Source organism: Microcoleus sp. B3-A4, assembly GCF_036705385.1.
GTDB lineage: Bacteria > Cyanobacteriota > Cyanobacteriia > Cyanobacteriales > Microcoleaceae > Microcoleus.
In genome coordinates this window covers 29,441-43,378 of sequence record NZ_JAUBUI010000057.1, presented here as the reverse complement: position 1 = coordinate 43,378, position 13,938 = coordinate 29,441, and the positions used below count along the sequence as shown (strand labels likewise).

Below are 13,938 nucleotides of genomic sequence, written 5' to 3'. Positions count from 1 at the left end.
ACTAATTATTAAATGGAACAGAAAAATAAAAAATAAAGGTAACTTAGTTAATGCAGTTTAGATGTTTGACAGCTTAGCAATCAAGACAGGATAAAAATTCAATTTTTCAGGGATATATCTGCACGAGGTGATTATGATGCAATTAAAACGTCTCATATTTCTTACAGCGATCGCGGGGCTTTGTACCTTTCCTAGTGCCGCTGTAGCCAATGACCAAGATGTTCAAGCAACAACTATTCCTGCTAGTGCTTGTCGCCCGGAAAGTAACACTGCGGACGCAAGTGTCAGGATGGTGAACGGCGCTTTTATTTTCAATGGAAATAGTACGGGAACAGTAAGATTCTTTTGCCCCCTGCCAATCAACCGCTTGACAGTATCCGATTCATCAAACGACAACGATTTGTCAGCGTATCGCGTCTACTACCGGGATACTGATGGCACTGGAAATCTGGCTGAAATCACGACGCGACTTTTCTACCGCAATAGCGACGCTAGCAGCTCCATAGCAGTTGGTGCAGCAGCGTGGAGTTCTAATTCTAGCAACTTGAGAGTCAATACATCTTTCTATGTTCCGCAAGCTCACCAATTTGGGGTTTATAGGCTCTACTTTTTTGTCGTGACTATGAGGCGGAATAACATAAATCAAGACCCGGCATTTGGCGGTATCGACTTTATTCCTCCTCAAGTACCTTAAGTAGCATCAAAAATAAACTCATCAATCTCCACGCCGCCCATGCTTGCGCTTGGAGAAACCGCAAGCGTGGATGGCATGACGTTATTGGAAAGCCACGAACCACTAACTAATGACTGATGACTAATGACTAATGACTCTTCTTTTGAATTTCTCCGCACCGCAAAACCGGATGAATTCTTGCCGCCCGTCAGCCGCTGGATAACGGCGGGCGGATTATTTTTGTTGGCAACTTTTGGCGGAGCGATCGCCCTTGCTGCTGTCGCTAAATATAATGTTACCGTCAGAGCTCCCGCTACCGTCCGTCCTGCTGGTGAAATCCGCATTGTAGAAGCGGCGACAGCAGGCACGGTTAAAAGCATTCAAGTCAAAGAAAATCAGGCTGTCAAACAAGGAGATGCGATCGCCCTGATCGACTCTTCCCAACTTTTAACTAAACAAAGCCAACTGCAAGGAAATATCCAGCAAAACCAACTGCAACTGCGTCAAATTGCTGCCCAAATTAGCGCTTTAGACGATCGCCTAGCAGCGGAAACCCAGGCAATGGAAGGCGCAGTTGCCTCTGCCCAAGCTGATTTAAGCCGCAGCCAGCGGGACTATGGAGAACGGCAAATTACCTCGCTGGCTGAAGTTGAAGCGGCCAAAGCTAATGTACAATTAGCCCAGTCGGAATGGGAAAAATCGCTGCCGGAATTGCAAAAAGAACAGGCTTCCTTGCAAACAGCCACAGCAAATTTAAAGGCTGCCGAGGCAAATTTAAAAGCAGCCGTTTCTAAGCGCGATCGCTATCAGTCAATCCAAGAAACAGGCGCTATTTCGCTAGATTTATTGGAGGAGACGAAACTTGCCGCACAGCAGCAAGAACAAGCCGTGGCAGGCCAAAAAGCCGCCGTAGAAGTGCAAAAAAAAGCAGTTGAAAGCCAAAGAAAAACTGTTGACAGGCAGCAACAAGCTGTTGAAGTGTCCGCTGCTAAATTGAAAGTTGTTGAAGCTGCCTTGAATCCCAGTGGTGCACCCGTGGCGATCGCCCAACAGCGAATTGCTCAAGAAAAAGCCAAGGGTGAAGCAGCTTTGGCAGCGTTGAAAAAAGAACGATTAGTTTCGATTCAGAGTCGCGCTGACATCGAAAATCAAATCAATCGCGATCGCCAAGAGCTCAAACAAATTGATACCGAACTTGCAAAAAGTGTCGTTCGTTCTCCAGTAGACGGCACCATTCTCAAACTAAATCTACGAAATCCCGGACAAACTGCACAACTCGGTGCAGCAATCGCTCAAATTGCTCCCGCTAATGCTGCGATTGTCGTCAAAGCTCGCGTCGCCGCTCCTGATATTGGTAAAATTGCGATCGGTCAAACATCTATCCTGCGGATTTCTGCCTATCCCTATCCCGACTACGGCGTACTAGAAGCGAAAGTTAGTGCGATCGCGCCCGATGCCATTGCTGGTGAGAATAACAGTCCGCCTTACTATGAAGTGACTGTTATGCCCCAAAGAACTTATTTAGTCAAGCGCGATCGGGCTATTAGCCAATCTGCCGATGAACAGTGCTGTCAGTATCATATTCAAGCCGGAATGGAAGTTACAGCAGACATTATTTCTCGACAAGAAACCGTACTTACATTTATTTTCCGAAAAGCCAGGATGATCGCCGATGTTTAGCCAACTTTACCATCACCCATTAGTATATTTGATTATGTAATTCACCGCGACGTTCTTAGGTCGAGTTTATGTACTGGTAGGCACGGCATCTTTACCTATCTTCAAGTTTGCCGATTCACCAGTCAAATCACGTATGGAAACGCAACCTGGATCAACGCGCTCAGCATTGCCGAAGCAGCGCCATTACCTAGCAATATTGCTGCCCTTGCTGTTGCCAGATTAGGCTTGTTTGCCTTCAAGATTAAGAAACAGCTAGGTTTTTTTACAGGGCTAGGTGTTGAAAGCGATCGCATTTTTCCAATAAGCGCGATCGCCTCCCATGTATAAATTTATATTTTGCGGATTTAATAGTAAAATTTTATCCTGACTGAAAACAACCACGGTACAAGCCCCCGGATAAATCCGTGGGGTCGCTTTCTTCAATCTAAAATCTAAAATCGATTAACTATCACTTTATTTTCCGCCACTAATCTCTACAATAGCCTCTACTTCTATTAACACAAAAATAAAAATTATGCAAGTCACTCGATTATGCGACTGGTAACTAACAGCTAGCGACTGTTATTATACGACTTATGCAAAGACTGTACTTGTAGGGTGCTCTGCGGCGCACCATACAAGTACACCTAGTGTCAAAATAGAAGGAATGCAGCGTAAGTCCTACAAATGAGAATTTCGCCGCAATCAGATTAAGTCAGTTTTGTCAGTTGCCCTTGCAAGCTTAGATTTGGAAAATGAAGCAGCCTTGGGATTAAATAACTCTCTTTTGCAACTAAACGCATTATCCAAAGCTAATTGACTTAACAAAAAAATACCGAGTTTCATCAGGAGCAAGACAGCTTAATTTCGGCACTTAAACCTGAATAGGAATCAATGTCAGAAAAGCTGTCAGAGATTTCTCATCACAGTCAAACCGTCAAACACTCAATAAGGGGTATTTTATGTCTGAACAACCTAGTTTTCCCATCCCAGGAACTGCCCGGGGCGATGAAACAACAGGGCGTTACATTGTTACTTTCCGCGATGATGCGGTGAGAGAAGGGTTAGACCTCCTGAGCGACCAAGCTGGCATTACCGGACTGGCAAACGCTACCGATTTCCCGGAGTCTGCTTTAGACTTGAGTCAACTCGAAGCATCAGGGGGAGCGGTGTTCCCAACTCTCGGCGTGGCTGTCGTCTCCCTAGAGGAAGGGGCTTTCGGCAGCATCATGACATCAGCGGGAGAGGATTCCGCCATCCTGGCGATCGAACCCGAGCGCACTTTCTACGCCATTGGCGAGGGATTGTCCCTAGAGTATTTGCGGGGCTATCGCGATGCGGTGGATAACCTCTACGAGAAAGCCACGACTACAGAGGTAGAAGGAATCAACAAACAAGGATGTTTTGCTGATGATATCGAGTCTACTTGGGGTTTGAAGGCAACGAAGGTCATGAACTCTGTCTTGACTGGTAATGGAATGAAAGTAGCCGTGCTGGATACGGGGATGGATCTATTACATCCCGACTTCGTAGGTCGATCGATCGTATCGAAGTCCTTCGTGCCTGGGGAGGACGTACAAGATGGGAACGGTCACGGTACGCACTGCATTGGGACAGCGTGCGGGTTTAAGGATCTGAACGGCCGGCGGTACGGGATCGCTTACGAATCGACCATTTATGTCGGTAAAGTGTTGAGCAATGCTGGTAGCGGCGCTAGTGCCTGGATTCTCGCTGCGATGGAATGGGCGATCGTCAACGGGTGTCAAGTGATCTCGATGTCTTTAGGAAACGAGACTCCAACACCGTCTACTGCCTACGAAACAGTCGGCCGTCGGGCACTCGAAAATGGGTGTCTCATCGTGGCAGCCGCGGGCAACAACGGGCCAACCGGAAAAGTCGGACAACCAGCGAATAGCCCGTCGATTATGGCTGTTGCAGCCGTCGATCAATGCCTCCAAGTGGCTGCTTTCTCGGCTACCTCTGGTGGCTCTCTAGGGGCTAAAGTTAATATCGCCGCTCCAGGAGTGGAAGTATACTCATCAGTGCCTGTGAATCAAGGGCGTTATGCTGCTTTCAATGGCACCAGCATGGCTACCCCTCACGTAGCTGGGCTCGCGGCCCTGTATGCCCAATGGACTGGTAAACGAGGTTCTCAACTTTGGCAATTGCTAACTTCCCGTGCTATGGCACTACCATTACCAAATGCTCGTGTCGGAAGTGGGTTGCTACAAGCTCCGTAATCACGACAGCGATCGAAATTAGGGAGCACTTCCTATCGGTAGAAGGAGGTTCTCTGTGCTCAGAAACCTCTTTCTAAAAACATAATTCACTGAATTGAACTATACAGTAGGGACAATAGCTCAATGGATTTAGCCCAAAGGAGGCTGAATATGCCTGATGAACAAGTAGAGCGCATCATAGTAACTGTTGACGACCAAAACTTATCGGTAATTCAATCTGTTGTGACTGCCTTACAATCGGCGGGAATGAAAGTGGAGCAGGTTCTAGCTGTTACTGGCATCATCACTGGAGAAGTTTCTCAATCGAAGCTAGAAGGACTAAGAACCGTACCGGGTGTCGCTGGTGTCGAGGTTGATCGAGAAATGCAGGCAATTTAAACTAATCATTTAGGGTTAGTAGATCCAGTTTTGCTAACCCCAAATAGCGAATCCCTTCCGGCGTCACGTCAAACCGACAAGGCAAAACTTCGACACCTTCACTCATAGCCTGTCTGAACAATTCTCCGTAAAGGCGATCGGCACTATCCCCCGGAGCAAAATCCGTACAATCCCCGCGATTAATAAAATACAGCATTACAGCCCTCGAACCCTGCCGCACCACTTCTATCAATTCTCTCAAATGTTTCTGTCCCCTCTCCGTCACTGTATCGGGAAATAAAGCCAACTCCTCTTTTACCCAAGTTGTATTTTTCACTTCCAGAAAAATCGGTTTTTCCTCACCAGTTAGCCAAAAATCGACTCTACTTTTTTTATCAGTGCCATAAACAACCTCCGGTTGAATTAAACTATAATTGCCCAACTCGGGAAACAATTTCAATTCCAAAGCTAATTTAACTACTCGATTGGGTAGCCCCGTATTAACTCCCACCCAAGTTGGCACAGTGTCGCAAACTTTAATTAATTCCCAAGTATAAGCTAACTTGCGTTTAGGATTGTCGCTAGGAGATACTAGGACTGGGTTGCCCGGAATGTAAACACCAGTCATCGGGCCAGTATTCGGACAGTGCGCGGTGATTATTTCTCCCGAATCGAGTTCTATTTCGGCAAAAAATCGCTTGTAACGTTTGATGAGAATTCCGGGTAAAAGAGGAGGATATTGGTAAATTAAGCCAGTCATGTGATTTTAGATTTTAGATTTTAGATTTAAACTATAACCCACTGCCGGGTTCTTAACTTTTGAAACAAGTCTGGAAGCTAACACAATTAGTCATAAGTTATGCACTATATGTTATTTATATGCTTTTATCAACTCACTTGTTTCATCATTTTTAAATTGTATATTGTAGATTGTAGATTTTAGATTGACGCATCATAGCACGAAACGGCGGTTTGTAGTTAGGACGAATAGTCCCGATCCATTATTGAATTTCCGCAAGTCAGTAATACCGATAAAATTGGTATAAGCACAATTCCCCCTAGAAGTTTTATGAGTTCGTGATATGATTCTCCCGATTCGCGATTAAAATAAGTGAATCCTTTTAGCATTAGCGTTTGTAACCATTTGTGTCCCAATTACAGAAGCCCTCTCGTTCCCTCGCAGGGATTGCCGGCATTGTCGCAGTCGCCACTCTAATTAGCAAAGTCTTTGGATTGGTGCGCCAAATTGCGATCGCCGCAGCCTTTGGAGTCGGTGTCGCCGTCGATGCCTACAACTACGCCTACGTCATCCCTGGTTTCTTATTTATTTTGCTCGGAGGGATTAACGGGCCATTTCACAGCGCCATAGTCAGTGTTTTAGCCCGCCGGGATAAAAAAGAAGCAGCACCCTTAGTCGAGACTATCAGCACCTTAGTCGGCGGCTTGCTGCTGTTGGTAACAGTAGCTTTAATTATTTTTGCCGATCCGCTGATCGATTTGGTAGCACCGGGATTAAATAGAACAGCAGAAGGTTTACAAATTAAAGCAATTGCCGTCCAGCAATTTCGGATTATGGCACCGATGGCCTTACTTTCAGGCTTGATCGGCATTGGTTTCGGCACTCTCAACGCGGCCGATATGTACTGGTTGCCTTCGATTAGCCCTTTATTTTCCAGCGTTGCACTTGTCGGCGGTTTGGGGGTTCTCGCAATGCAACTCGGAGACAAAATTATTCAGCCAGAATACGCACTAATGGGCGGCTTAGTGTTAGCTTGGGGAACTTTAGCGGGCGCAGTTTTGCAGTGGTTGGTGCAACTGGTGGCACAGTGGCGCGCAGGCTTGGGAACATTGCGCTTGCGGTTTAATTTTAAACGGCCGGGAGTGCAAGAAGTAATTAAGGTGATGGTTCCTGCGACATTATCATCAGGAATGCTGCAAATTAATGTTTATACTGACCTATTTTTCGCATCGTACATCCCTCAAGCTGCCTCTGCGTTGGGTTACAGTGGCTTGTTAGTTATGACGCCTTTAGGCATTATTTCTAATGTAATTTTAGTGCCATTTCTCCCCATATTTTCTCGCCTCACCGATCCGAGAGATTGGCCGGAATTAAAAGCTCGAATTCGTCAATCTTTAATTTTGACGGCCCTTACGATGCTGCCCCTGAGCGCTTTAATGGTAACGCTGGCCGGGCCGATCGTCCGCGTTGTTTACGAACGCTATGCTTTTGATCGATCGGCCTCGCAGTTTGTCACGCCGATATTGATGGCTTACAGTATTGGAATGTTTGTGTATTTGGGACGCGACGTTGTGGTACGGGTATTTTACGCTTTGGGAGACGGAGAAACCCCTTTTCGTGTCAGTATTATCAATATCTTTTTAAACGCTCTTTTGGATTATTTATTGGTAGGAGCTTTTGGCGCGCCCGGATTAGTTTTGGCGACGGTGGGAGTGAATCTTCTTTCGATGGTTATGCTTTTGTACTGTTTAGATAAAAAGCTGGGTGGCCTGCCTTGGGGGGAGTGGGGTTTGCCTTTTCTGGGGTTAACTTCTGGCAGTTGTCTAACTGCTTTCGTTACCTTGGCTACTCTGCAAGGCTGTCAAAGAGTTTTGGGTACTGAAGGTTTGGTAATTCAATTAGTGCAGTTGAGTGTAGCAAGTTTTGTAGGGTTAGGGGTTTTTGCCCTGTTTGTCAGTCAGATGAAGCTGCCGGAAGTTGATATGTTTGTCGAGCGCATTCGGGGGCGTTTTCGCAAATAAATCTCCGAAATTGGCGGCAGATTCAAGGAATCAACAAAAGTGCGATCGCGCTTCAGTACAAAAAAGACCAAAAAAGGCGATCGCCCTTAAATCCAAATCAACACTCATCCGCGTCCATCCGCGTACATCCGCCACCATCTGCGGTTAAAGTTCCAAAGTAATTAACTGAGCAATTTCATCCGTTTGAAAACCCAACGCCATCGGCTTTTGCACTTGCGGAATCACTTGCACATCATAGAGTTCGGTGACAATTCCTTCAAAGCGCAACCAGTGAACGATCGCCCCAGTAGTCAAATCGATCGCCATCATACCACAGCGAGCCTCACCATCCTTGGCCAGCAACAACTCATCCAATTCTAAACCGCTAAAAGTGTTGTCACCTCCCCGAGGTTTCGAGAGTCCAACAATTGCCCAATTTTGCCAAAATGCTAGTCCTCGGACATATCCCGGACAAAACGTAATTGCCTCAAATTTTCCTGTGTCTAAATCCACATAACCGAATTCTCCTCTCCCCGAGTTCAGCAACCACAATTTATCTTGATACCAGCGGGGTGAGTGCGGCATTGACAATCCTGTGACGATAATATCATTAGATTCAATATCAATAACTATACCGCCGTTTTGTCTGCGATCGCGCCAGCCATCCACCACATCCGACTGACTCGACGCCGTGACATATTTCGCTTCTCCTTCTACCATTGCCAAACCGTTGAGGTGACAGCGGTCTTCATTGATATATTGTGAGATAAAACCTGGTTTCCAGAGAGGTTTGCAACTGTGGCGATCGCTCAAAGTAGCGATACAATTAAACAAAGTGCTAATAAAAATGATTTGATTATTTTTATCTACAGCGATATCGTGAATGTCGATATCTCCTGTAGTATAACCGATTCGTGGTATATATAATTTATCGTATTCTTGGTATAATTTCCCGGATTCTAAGACATTATCTAATTGCCAGAGTTGATATTTAGAGCTTAAATAAAGGCGTTCCGGCGTGCAGAAAAGCCCCATTGCGCGATCGAATATTCGCCAAAAAGCCGAGATTCTGTTGGGTTCTGGCACAGCACCAATTAACATTAACCTGCTGGTTTGATAGGTAGTGCAGGCGAGGCTGATTTGTTGTTGGGTTAACCAAGAGGGAAAATCGCGATCGCCAAAAATCTCGTGTTCGTGGACTGTATTGAAATTTGTGCGATCGTTATTCATAGAATCTAGAAAATCTTTTAGTCCGCTAGGAGTGGACTAAAGTTTGTGTAGTTGCGGTTTCAACCGCCGAATGATCTGAGTCTTTGGATAATTTGTGTAAAATCGCTCAGAAAGATACAAAGATTTGTAAATGGAACAACTGAACCACTAACACTCGAATGAAACGGATGGTAAATTCTAGTAGTTAAAAGTCTAGCGTGTCATCTACCACAAGGTAGAAACACCGCCTCTTAACTCAAATCAAGCGACTGAACTTTTGCTCCTTAGCAACAAGGCATTCTACTAGAAGCACAAGCCGATGAAAACTTTACCTCCAATTAACCGCCCCTACAAAAACTTTCCTTTCGCTGTCTGTATTAACAACAAGCCAACGGCAATAGTCATCCTTGACCCCACAGTACCCGACAGCAACCACATAGCCTCTGGCATCAAAAGGGGTACTGCAACCTACATCCTCAAAAGCCAGCCGGATGCCCTAGAGCAAATCACCACAATTTTAGCTCAGCATACAAGCATCGAAGCGCTACACATCATCTCACATGGTAGCCCTGGCAGCCTATACTTAGGCGCAACAGAAGTTAACAGCAGCAACATACACAACTACGCCCAACAGTTGCAACGCTGGCGAAACAGCCTCACTGCCAATGCCAGCATCATCTTATATGGATGTAACGTAGCAGCCGGGGACAGAGGCCACCAATTCCTGAATCAACTTTACCAACTCACAGGCGCAAACATCGCCGCTAACCCCACTACCACGGGTAACAGCAAACTAGCAGGCAACTGGGATATCTCTCAACTCATCCCCCCATCCCCGCAAGCGCCCAAACTTGCTCTGACAAAAGTCGCCCTCAAAACCTATAGCGGCGTACTAGGCTTTCCCACCCATGTCACCTTCGCAACTGGCATTAGCCCCATCTCCCTCAGCGTCGGCGACATCAACGGCGACGGCAAACCAGATTTAGCTGTAGCAAACAGAGACAGCGACACAGCCTCGATCCTGCTCAACACCACCGCCACCGGAGCCACCACACCCACTTTCGCCGCCAAAGTTGACTTCCCTACTGGCACTACTCCCACATCCGTCAGCCTCGGGGATGTCAACGGCGACGGCAAACCGGATTTATCTGTGGCAAACAGAGACAGCAACACTGCCTCAATCCTGCTCAACACCACCGCCATCGGAGCCACCACCCCCACTTTCGCCACCAAAGTTGACTTCCCTACTGGCACTAACCCCTGGTCCCTCAGCATCGGCGACATCAACGGCGACGAGAAACCAGACTTAGCTGTGGGGAACTATAACAGCAACAATGTCTCCATCCTGCTCAACACCACCGCCACCGGAGCAACCACTCCCACTTTCGCCACCAAAGTTGACTTCCCTACTGGCACTAAACCCGAATTCGTCACCATCGGCGACCTCAACGGCGACAAAAAACCAGACTTAGCTGTGGCAAACGAGAGCAGCGCTAGCGTCTCCATCTTGCTCAACACCACCGCCACGGGAGTCACCACCCCCACCTTCGCCACCAAAGTTGACTTCCCTACTGGCACTCAGCCCAGATCCGTCAGCATCGGCGACATCAACGGCGACGACTTCCCAGACTTAGCAGTGGGAAACTGGGGCAGCAACAACGTCTCCATCCTGCTCAACACCACCGCCACCGGAGCTACCACCCCCACTTTCGCCACCAAAGTTGACTTCAGTAGTGGCGGTGGCCCCAGATCCGTAAGCATCACCGACATCAACGGTGACGCTTTACCAGACTTAGCAGTGGCAAACCAGGGCACCAGATCCTCCATCCTGCTCAACACCACCGCCACCGGAGCCACCACCCCCACTTTCGCCACCCCAGTCACCTTCCCTACTGACACTAACTCCAGATCCGTCAGCATCAGCGACATCAATAGCGACGGGAAACCTGACTTAGCTGTGGCGAACCTTGGTAGCAACAACGTCTCCATCCTGCTCAACAACACTGCCAAAGTTACTGCTGTCAGCGCTACTACCGCCAACGGCACCTACGGCGTAGGTACGACAATCCCCATCACCGTCACCTTCGATGAAGCTGTTACCGTCACCGCTACTCCCCAACTGCAACTAGAAACCGGTACAACAGATCGCTTTGCCACTTATGTTAGTGGTAGCGGGAGTACAACCCTCACCTTCAACTATGTAGTGCAAGCAGGAGACACCTCCGATGACTTGCAATACCTCGCCACCAACGCTCTCACCCTTAACGGCGGCGCCATTAAAGATAATTTGGCTGTAGATGCCCTCTTAACCCTCCCCGCCTTAGCCTCAGCTAACTCCCTCGGCGGTAGTAAAGCCATAGTTATCGATGGTGTTGCACCCACTGTTACTATCAACCAAGCAGCAGAACAAACAGATCCGACAGCTTCTGAACCCATCAACTTTACCGTCACTTTTAGCGAACCCGTCACAGGTTTTGATTTCCGTGATATCGACTTAACTGCAAGTACAGCAACGGGAACATTAAGGCCAACCATCACAGGGGGAGGCCCTATTTACACCGTCGCTGTGGACGGGATGACAGGTAGCGGTAATGTGATTGCTAGTATCAAAGCTAACGGCGTTACTGATGTAGCACGCAATAACAATACTGCCAGTACAAGTACAGACAATAGCGTTGTTTATAACAACACATTCCCCACAGTTATATCCATCAACCGCCTCGATCCATCTCCCACTGCTGCGGCTACTGTTAACTACGAAATTAAATTCTCTGAGGATGTTACAGGGGTTGATGTTTCTGACTTTATTTTAGTACCACCTGTTGTAACTGGTGCAACTATTGGCACTTTAACTGCTGTGAATGCTAAGACTTACCAACTGCAAGTTAACACAGGTACGGGAAGTGGCGCGCTCGAGTTAAAGTTGAAAGATGATGACAGCATCAAAAATAGCTTGGGAGTTGCATTAGGCGGTGCAATTACTGGTAATGGTGATTTAATAGGAGAAGTTTATAACATTGACAAAACTCCGCCGGGTGCGAGTTTAAATGGTACGGCTGGCATTACTACCGCTGGAGGATCGAGTCAAAGTTTGAGGGTCACTTTCAGCGATAATAATGGTGTCGATGTTTCAAGTTTGGATAGTGCTGATGTTGTGATAACTTGGTCTGGGGGTGAGATTGCTGGAGAATTTGTCAGTGTCGATACTAATACTAATGGTACGCCTCGGACAGCGACTTATTCGTTTACTCCCCCTGGTGGCAATTGGGAGAATAATGAAACTTACACTATTCAGTTGCAAGCAAATCAGGTTAAAGATAGTCTTGGCAATTTGAATGCTGCAACCAGTTTCGGGACTTTAAACGTTAATATTGGCGCGGAAACACCGACACCAAGCCCTGCGGAAACACCCACGCCCGCACCCGCACCCGCACCCACACCCGCACCTGCACCTGCACCCGCACCTGCACCTGCACCCGCACCCGCACCAAGCCCTGCGGAAACACCCACACCCGCACCTGCACCCGCACCAAGCCCTGCGGAAACACCCATACCCGCACCTGCACCCGCACCAAGCCCTGCGGAAACACCCGCACCCGCACCTGCACCCGCACCAAGCCCTGCGGAAACACCCACACCCGCACCAAGCCCTACGGAAACACCGACACCCGCACCTGCACCCGCACCAAGCCCTGCGGAAACACCCACACCCGCACCAAGCCCTGCGGAAACACCCACACCAACAACCAACAACATCCCCAACGATGAGTGCATCTGCGATGAAATTGCCTATCCCAATTTAAACCAACCGAATTCAGTTGAAAACACCATACTTGGTGTATTAGGAATTCAAATAGGCACTGCCAAAAACGATGAATTACTAGGCAGCAACAGCGGCAATATATTCGATGCCCAATCCGGGGATGACAACTTATATGGTGGCGACAGCAACGACATCCTCAACGGCAACACAGGCAATGATTTTATCAGTGGTGGTAGTGGCGAGGACATCCTATTGGGAGCTCAAAATAATGACATTATTCTTGGCAACTTGGGCAATGATTTAATCTTTGGAGGCAAAGGCAATGACTCTATCAATAGCCGCGAAGGTGATGACATCGTTTATGCTAATAGAAATGATGACTTCATTGATGGTGGCAAGGATAATGACACCTTATTTGGAGGCAAAGGGAATGAGATAGTGCTTGGTAGTCAAGGTGATGATTACCTGTTTGGGAACCAGGGTTCGGATACTATCTGCGGGGGTGTAGGTAATGATTTAATCAGTGGTGACGAAGCAGCAGATATTCTGGGAGGCTGTGAAGGAAATGATACTCTTTACGGAGGCGAAGATAACGATACTCTCACTGGTTGTCAAGGTGATGATATTCTTTACGGAGACTTGGGCCATGATAGTTTGATTGGCGGTAGCGGTAACGATATCTTTGCCTTAAAAGCTGGTGAAGGATTTGATATTATCGCTGATTTTACCCTGGGTCAAGATTTGATTGGATTAAGCGGTGGTTTGAGTTTTGGTCAGTTAGAAATAACTCAAAATACTCAGGGAACTCTTATTAGGAACCTCTTGACAGGGGAGGAGTTAGGTGTGATGATTGGAGTGAGTGCCAATGCGATTACATCGGCTAATTTCCGGTTGATTTAGGGAAGCAAAGAAAAATGCGATCGCCCCTTCGATCAAAAAAGACCAAAAAAGGCGATCGCACTTAAATCAAAACCAACAATTGATATCACATCTTCCGCTGAAATTCTTCAAGCACATCCATCAACTGAACTTGACACTGCATCGGGATCAAATCTGCCAGCGGCACTTCCCGCTTGCCACCGCCCAGCTTGACTGGAATTCCTTGCAAAACTTGTGCAACTTTGTCAGCATCTAAATCGCCATCTTCCAGCATCGGGTAAAGTTGTTCAGCAACAACGGTATGCAGGTGGGCATCATTGAGATACAAATGCCATTTGGCAATGTCAATATAGACATTTTCGCCGATTTCAGCGGCTAAGGATTCGATCGCCTGTGTAGTATTAGCCATATCAAAAAAG

General features: G+C 47.3%; 10 protein-coding genes. 6 read left to right on the top strand and 4 right to left on the bottom strand.

What is annotated here, in order from left to right:
* Positions 1-133: 133 nt before the first annotated feature.
* Positions 134-694 carry a hypothetical protein gene (locus QUB33_RS20585; RefSeq protein ID WP_333353451.1) on the top strand — a complete coding sequence of 187 codons (561 nt, stop codon included), beginning with the start codon at positions 134-136 and terminating at the stop codon, positions 692-694.
* 123 nt (positions 695-817) lie between these two features.
* Positions 818-2,353: an HlyD family efflux transporter periplasmic adaptor subunit gene (locus tag QUB33_RS20580; RefSeq protein WP_333353448.1), complete on the top strand. Its 1,536-nt coding sequence runs from the start codon at positions 818-820 to the stop codon at positions 2,351-2,353.
* 270 nt (positions 2,354-2,623) lie between these two features.
* On the opposite strand, the gene QUB33_RS20575 is transcribed toward QUB33_RS20580, so the two are convergent.
* Complete coding sequence (locus tag QUB33_RS20575) at positions 2,624-2,776, bottom strand: hypothetical protein (protein WP_333353445.1); 153 nt, start codon at positions 2,774-2,776, stop codon at positions 2,624-2,626.
* Between the two features lie 518 nt (positions 2,777-3,294).
* Here QUB33_RS20575 and QUB33_RS20570 point away from each other — a divergent pair.
* Both QUB33_RS20570 and QUB33_RS20565 read left to right on the top strand, forming a co-directional pair.
* The gene (locus tag QUB33_RS20570) at positions 3,295-4,572 is read left to right on the top strand and encodes a S8 family serine peptidase (protein ID WP_333353442.1); all 1,278 of its coding nucleotides are present in this window, start codon (positions 3,295-3,297) and stop codon (positions 4,570-4,572) included.
* A 150-nt stretch (positions 4,573-4,722) separates the two neighbouring features.
* Entirely contained in the window at positions 4,723-4,950 is a 228-nt protein-coding gene (locus QUB33_RS20565) for a hypothetical protein (RefSeq protein ID WP_333353439.1), read from the top strand.
* A gap of 1 nt (position 4,951) precedes the next feature.
* On the opposite strand, the gene sfsA is transcribed toward QUB33_RS20565, so the two are convergent.
* Positions 4,952-5,689 (bottom strand): DNA/RNA nuclease SfsA, encoded by a 738-nt coding sequence (gene sfsA, locus QUB33_RS20560; protein ID WP_333353436.1) that lies wholly within the window; start codon positions 5,687-5,689, stop codon positions 4,952-4,954.
* Between the two features lie 386 nt (positions 5,690-6,075).
* Here sfsA and murJ point away from each other — a divergent pair, with 386 nt between their 5' ends.
* Complete coding sequence (gene murJ / locus QUB33_RS20555) at positions 6,076-7,689, top strand: murein biosynthesis integral membrane protein MurJ (RefSeq protein ID WP_333353433.1); 1,614 nt, start codon at positions 6,076-6,078, stop codon at positions 7,687-7,689.
* A 144-nt stretch (positions 7,690-7,833) separates the two neighbouring features.
* Here murJ and QUB33_RS20550 read toward each other — a convergent pair whose 3' ends face one another.
* A complete protein-coding gene (locus QUB33_RS20550; protein WP_333353430.1) occupies positions 7,834-8,898 on the bottom strand; it encodes a TIGR03032 family protein in 1,065 nt (354 codons plus the stop codon).
* A 298-nt stretch (positions 8,899-9,196) separates the two neighbouring features.
* Between QUB33_RS20550 and QUB33_RS20545 the strand changes: the two genes are divergently transcribed.
* Positions 9,197-13,540, top strand: a complete 4,344-nt coding sequence (locus tag QUB33_RS20545; protein ID WP_333353427.1) for an FG-GAP-like repeat-containing protein — start codon at positions 9,197-9,199, stop codon at positions 13,538-13,540.
* Between the two features lie 85 nt (positions 13,541-13,625).
* Here the strand turns inward: QUB33_RS20545 and QUB33_RS20540 are convergent, their stop codons facing one another.
* A complete protein-coding gene (locus QUB33_RS20540; RefSeq protein WP_333353423.1) occupies positions 13,626-13,928 on the bottom strand; it encodes a DUF3181 family protein in 303 nt (100 codons plus the stop codon).
* Between the last annotated feature and the right edge of the window lie 10 nt (positions 13,929-13,938).

What these genes read in the sequence shown, in the direction of transcription:
- QUB33_RS20545 (WP_333353427.1), top strand. Translation starts at nt 9,197, where the DNA reads ATGAAAACTTTACCTCCAATTAACCGCCCCTACAAAAACTTTCCTTTC.
- sfsA (WP_333353436.1), bottom strand. Translation starts at nt 5,689, where the DNA reads ATGACTGGCTTAATTTACCAATATCCTCCTCTTTTACCCGGAATTCTC.
- QUB33_RS20550 (WP_333353430.1), bottom strand. Translation starts at nt 8,898, where the DNA reads ATGAATAACGATCGCACAAATTTCAATACAGTCCACGAACACGAGATT.
- QUB33_RS20585 (WP_333353451.1), top strand. Translation starts at nt 134, where the DNA reads ATGATGCAATTAAAACGTCTCATATTTCTTACAGCGATCGCGGGGCTT.
- QUB33_RS20540 (WP_333353423.1), bottom strand. Translation starts at nt 13,928, where the DNA reads ATGGCTAATACTACACAGGCGATCGAATCCTTAGCCGCTGAAATCGGC.
- QUB33_RS20565 (WP_333353439.1), top strand. Translation starts at nt 4,723, where the DNA reads ATGCCTGATGAACAAGTAGAGCGCATCATAGTAACTGTTGACGACCAA.
- QUB33_RS20580 (WP_333353448.1), top strand. Translation starts at nt 818, where the DNA reads ATGACTAATGACTCTTCTTTTGAATTTCTCCGCACCGCAAAACCGGAT.
- QUB33_RS20570 (WP_333353442.1), top strand. Translation starts at nt 3,295, where the DNA reads ATGTCTGAACAACCTAGTTTTCCCATCCCAGGAACTGCCCGGGGCGAT.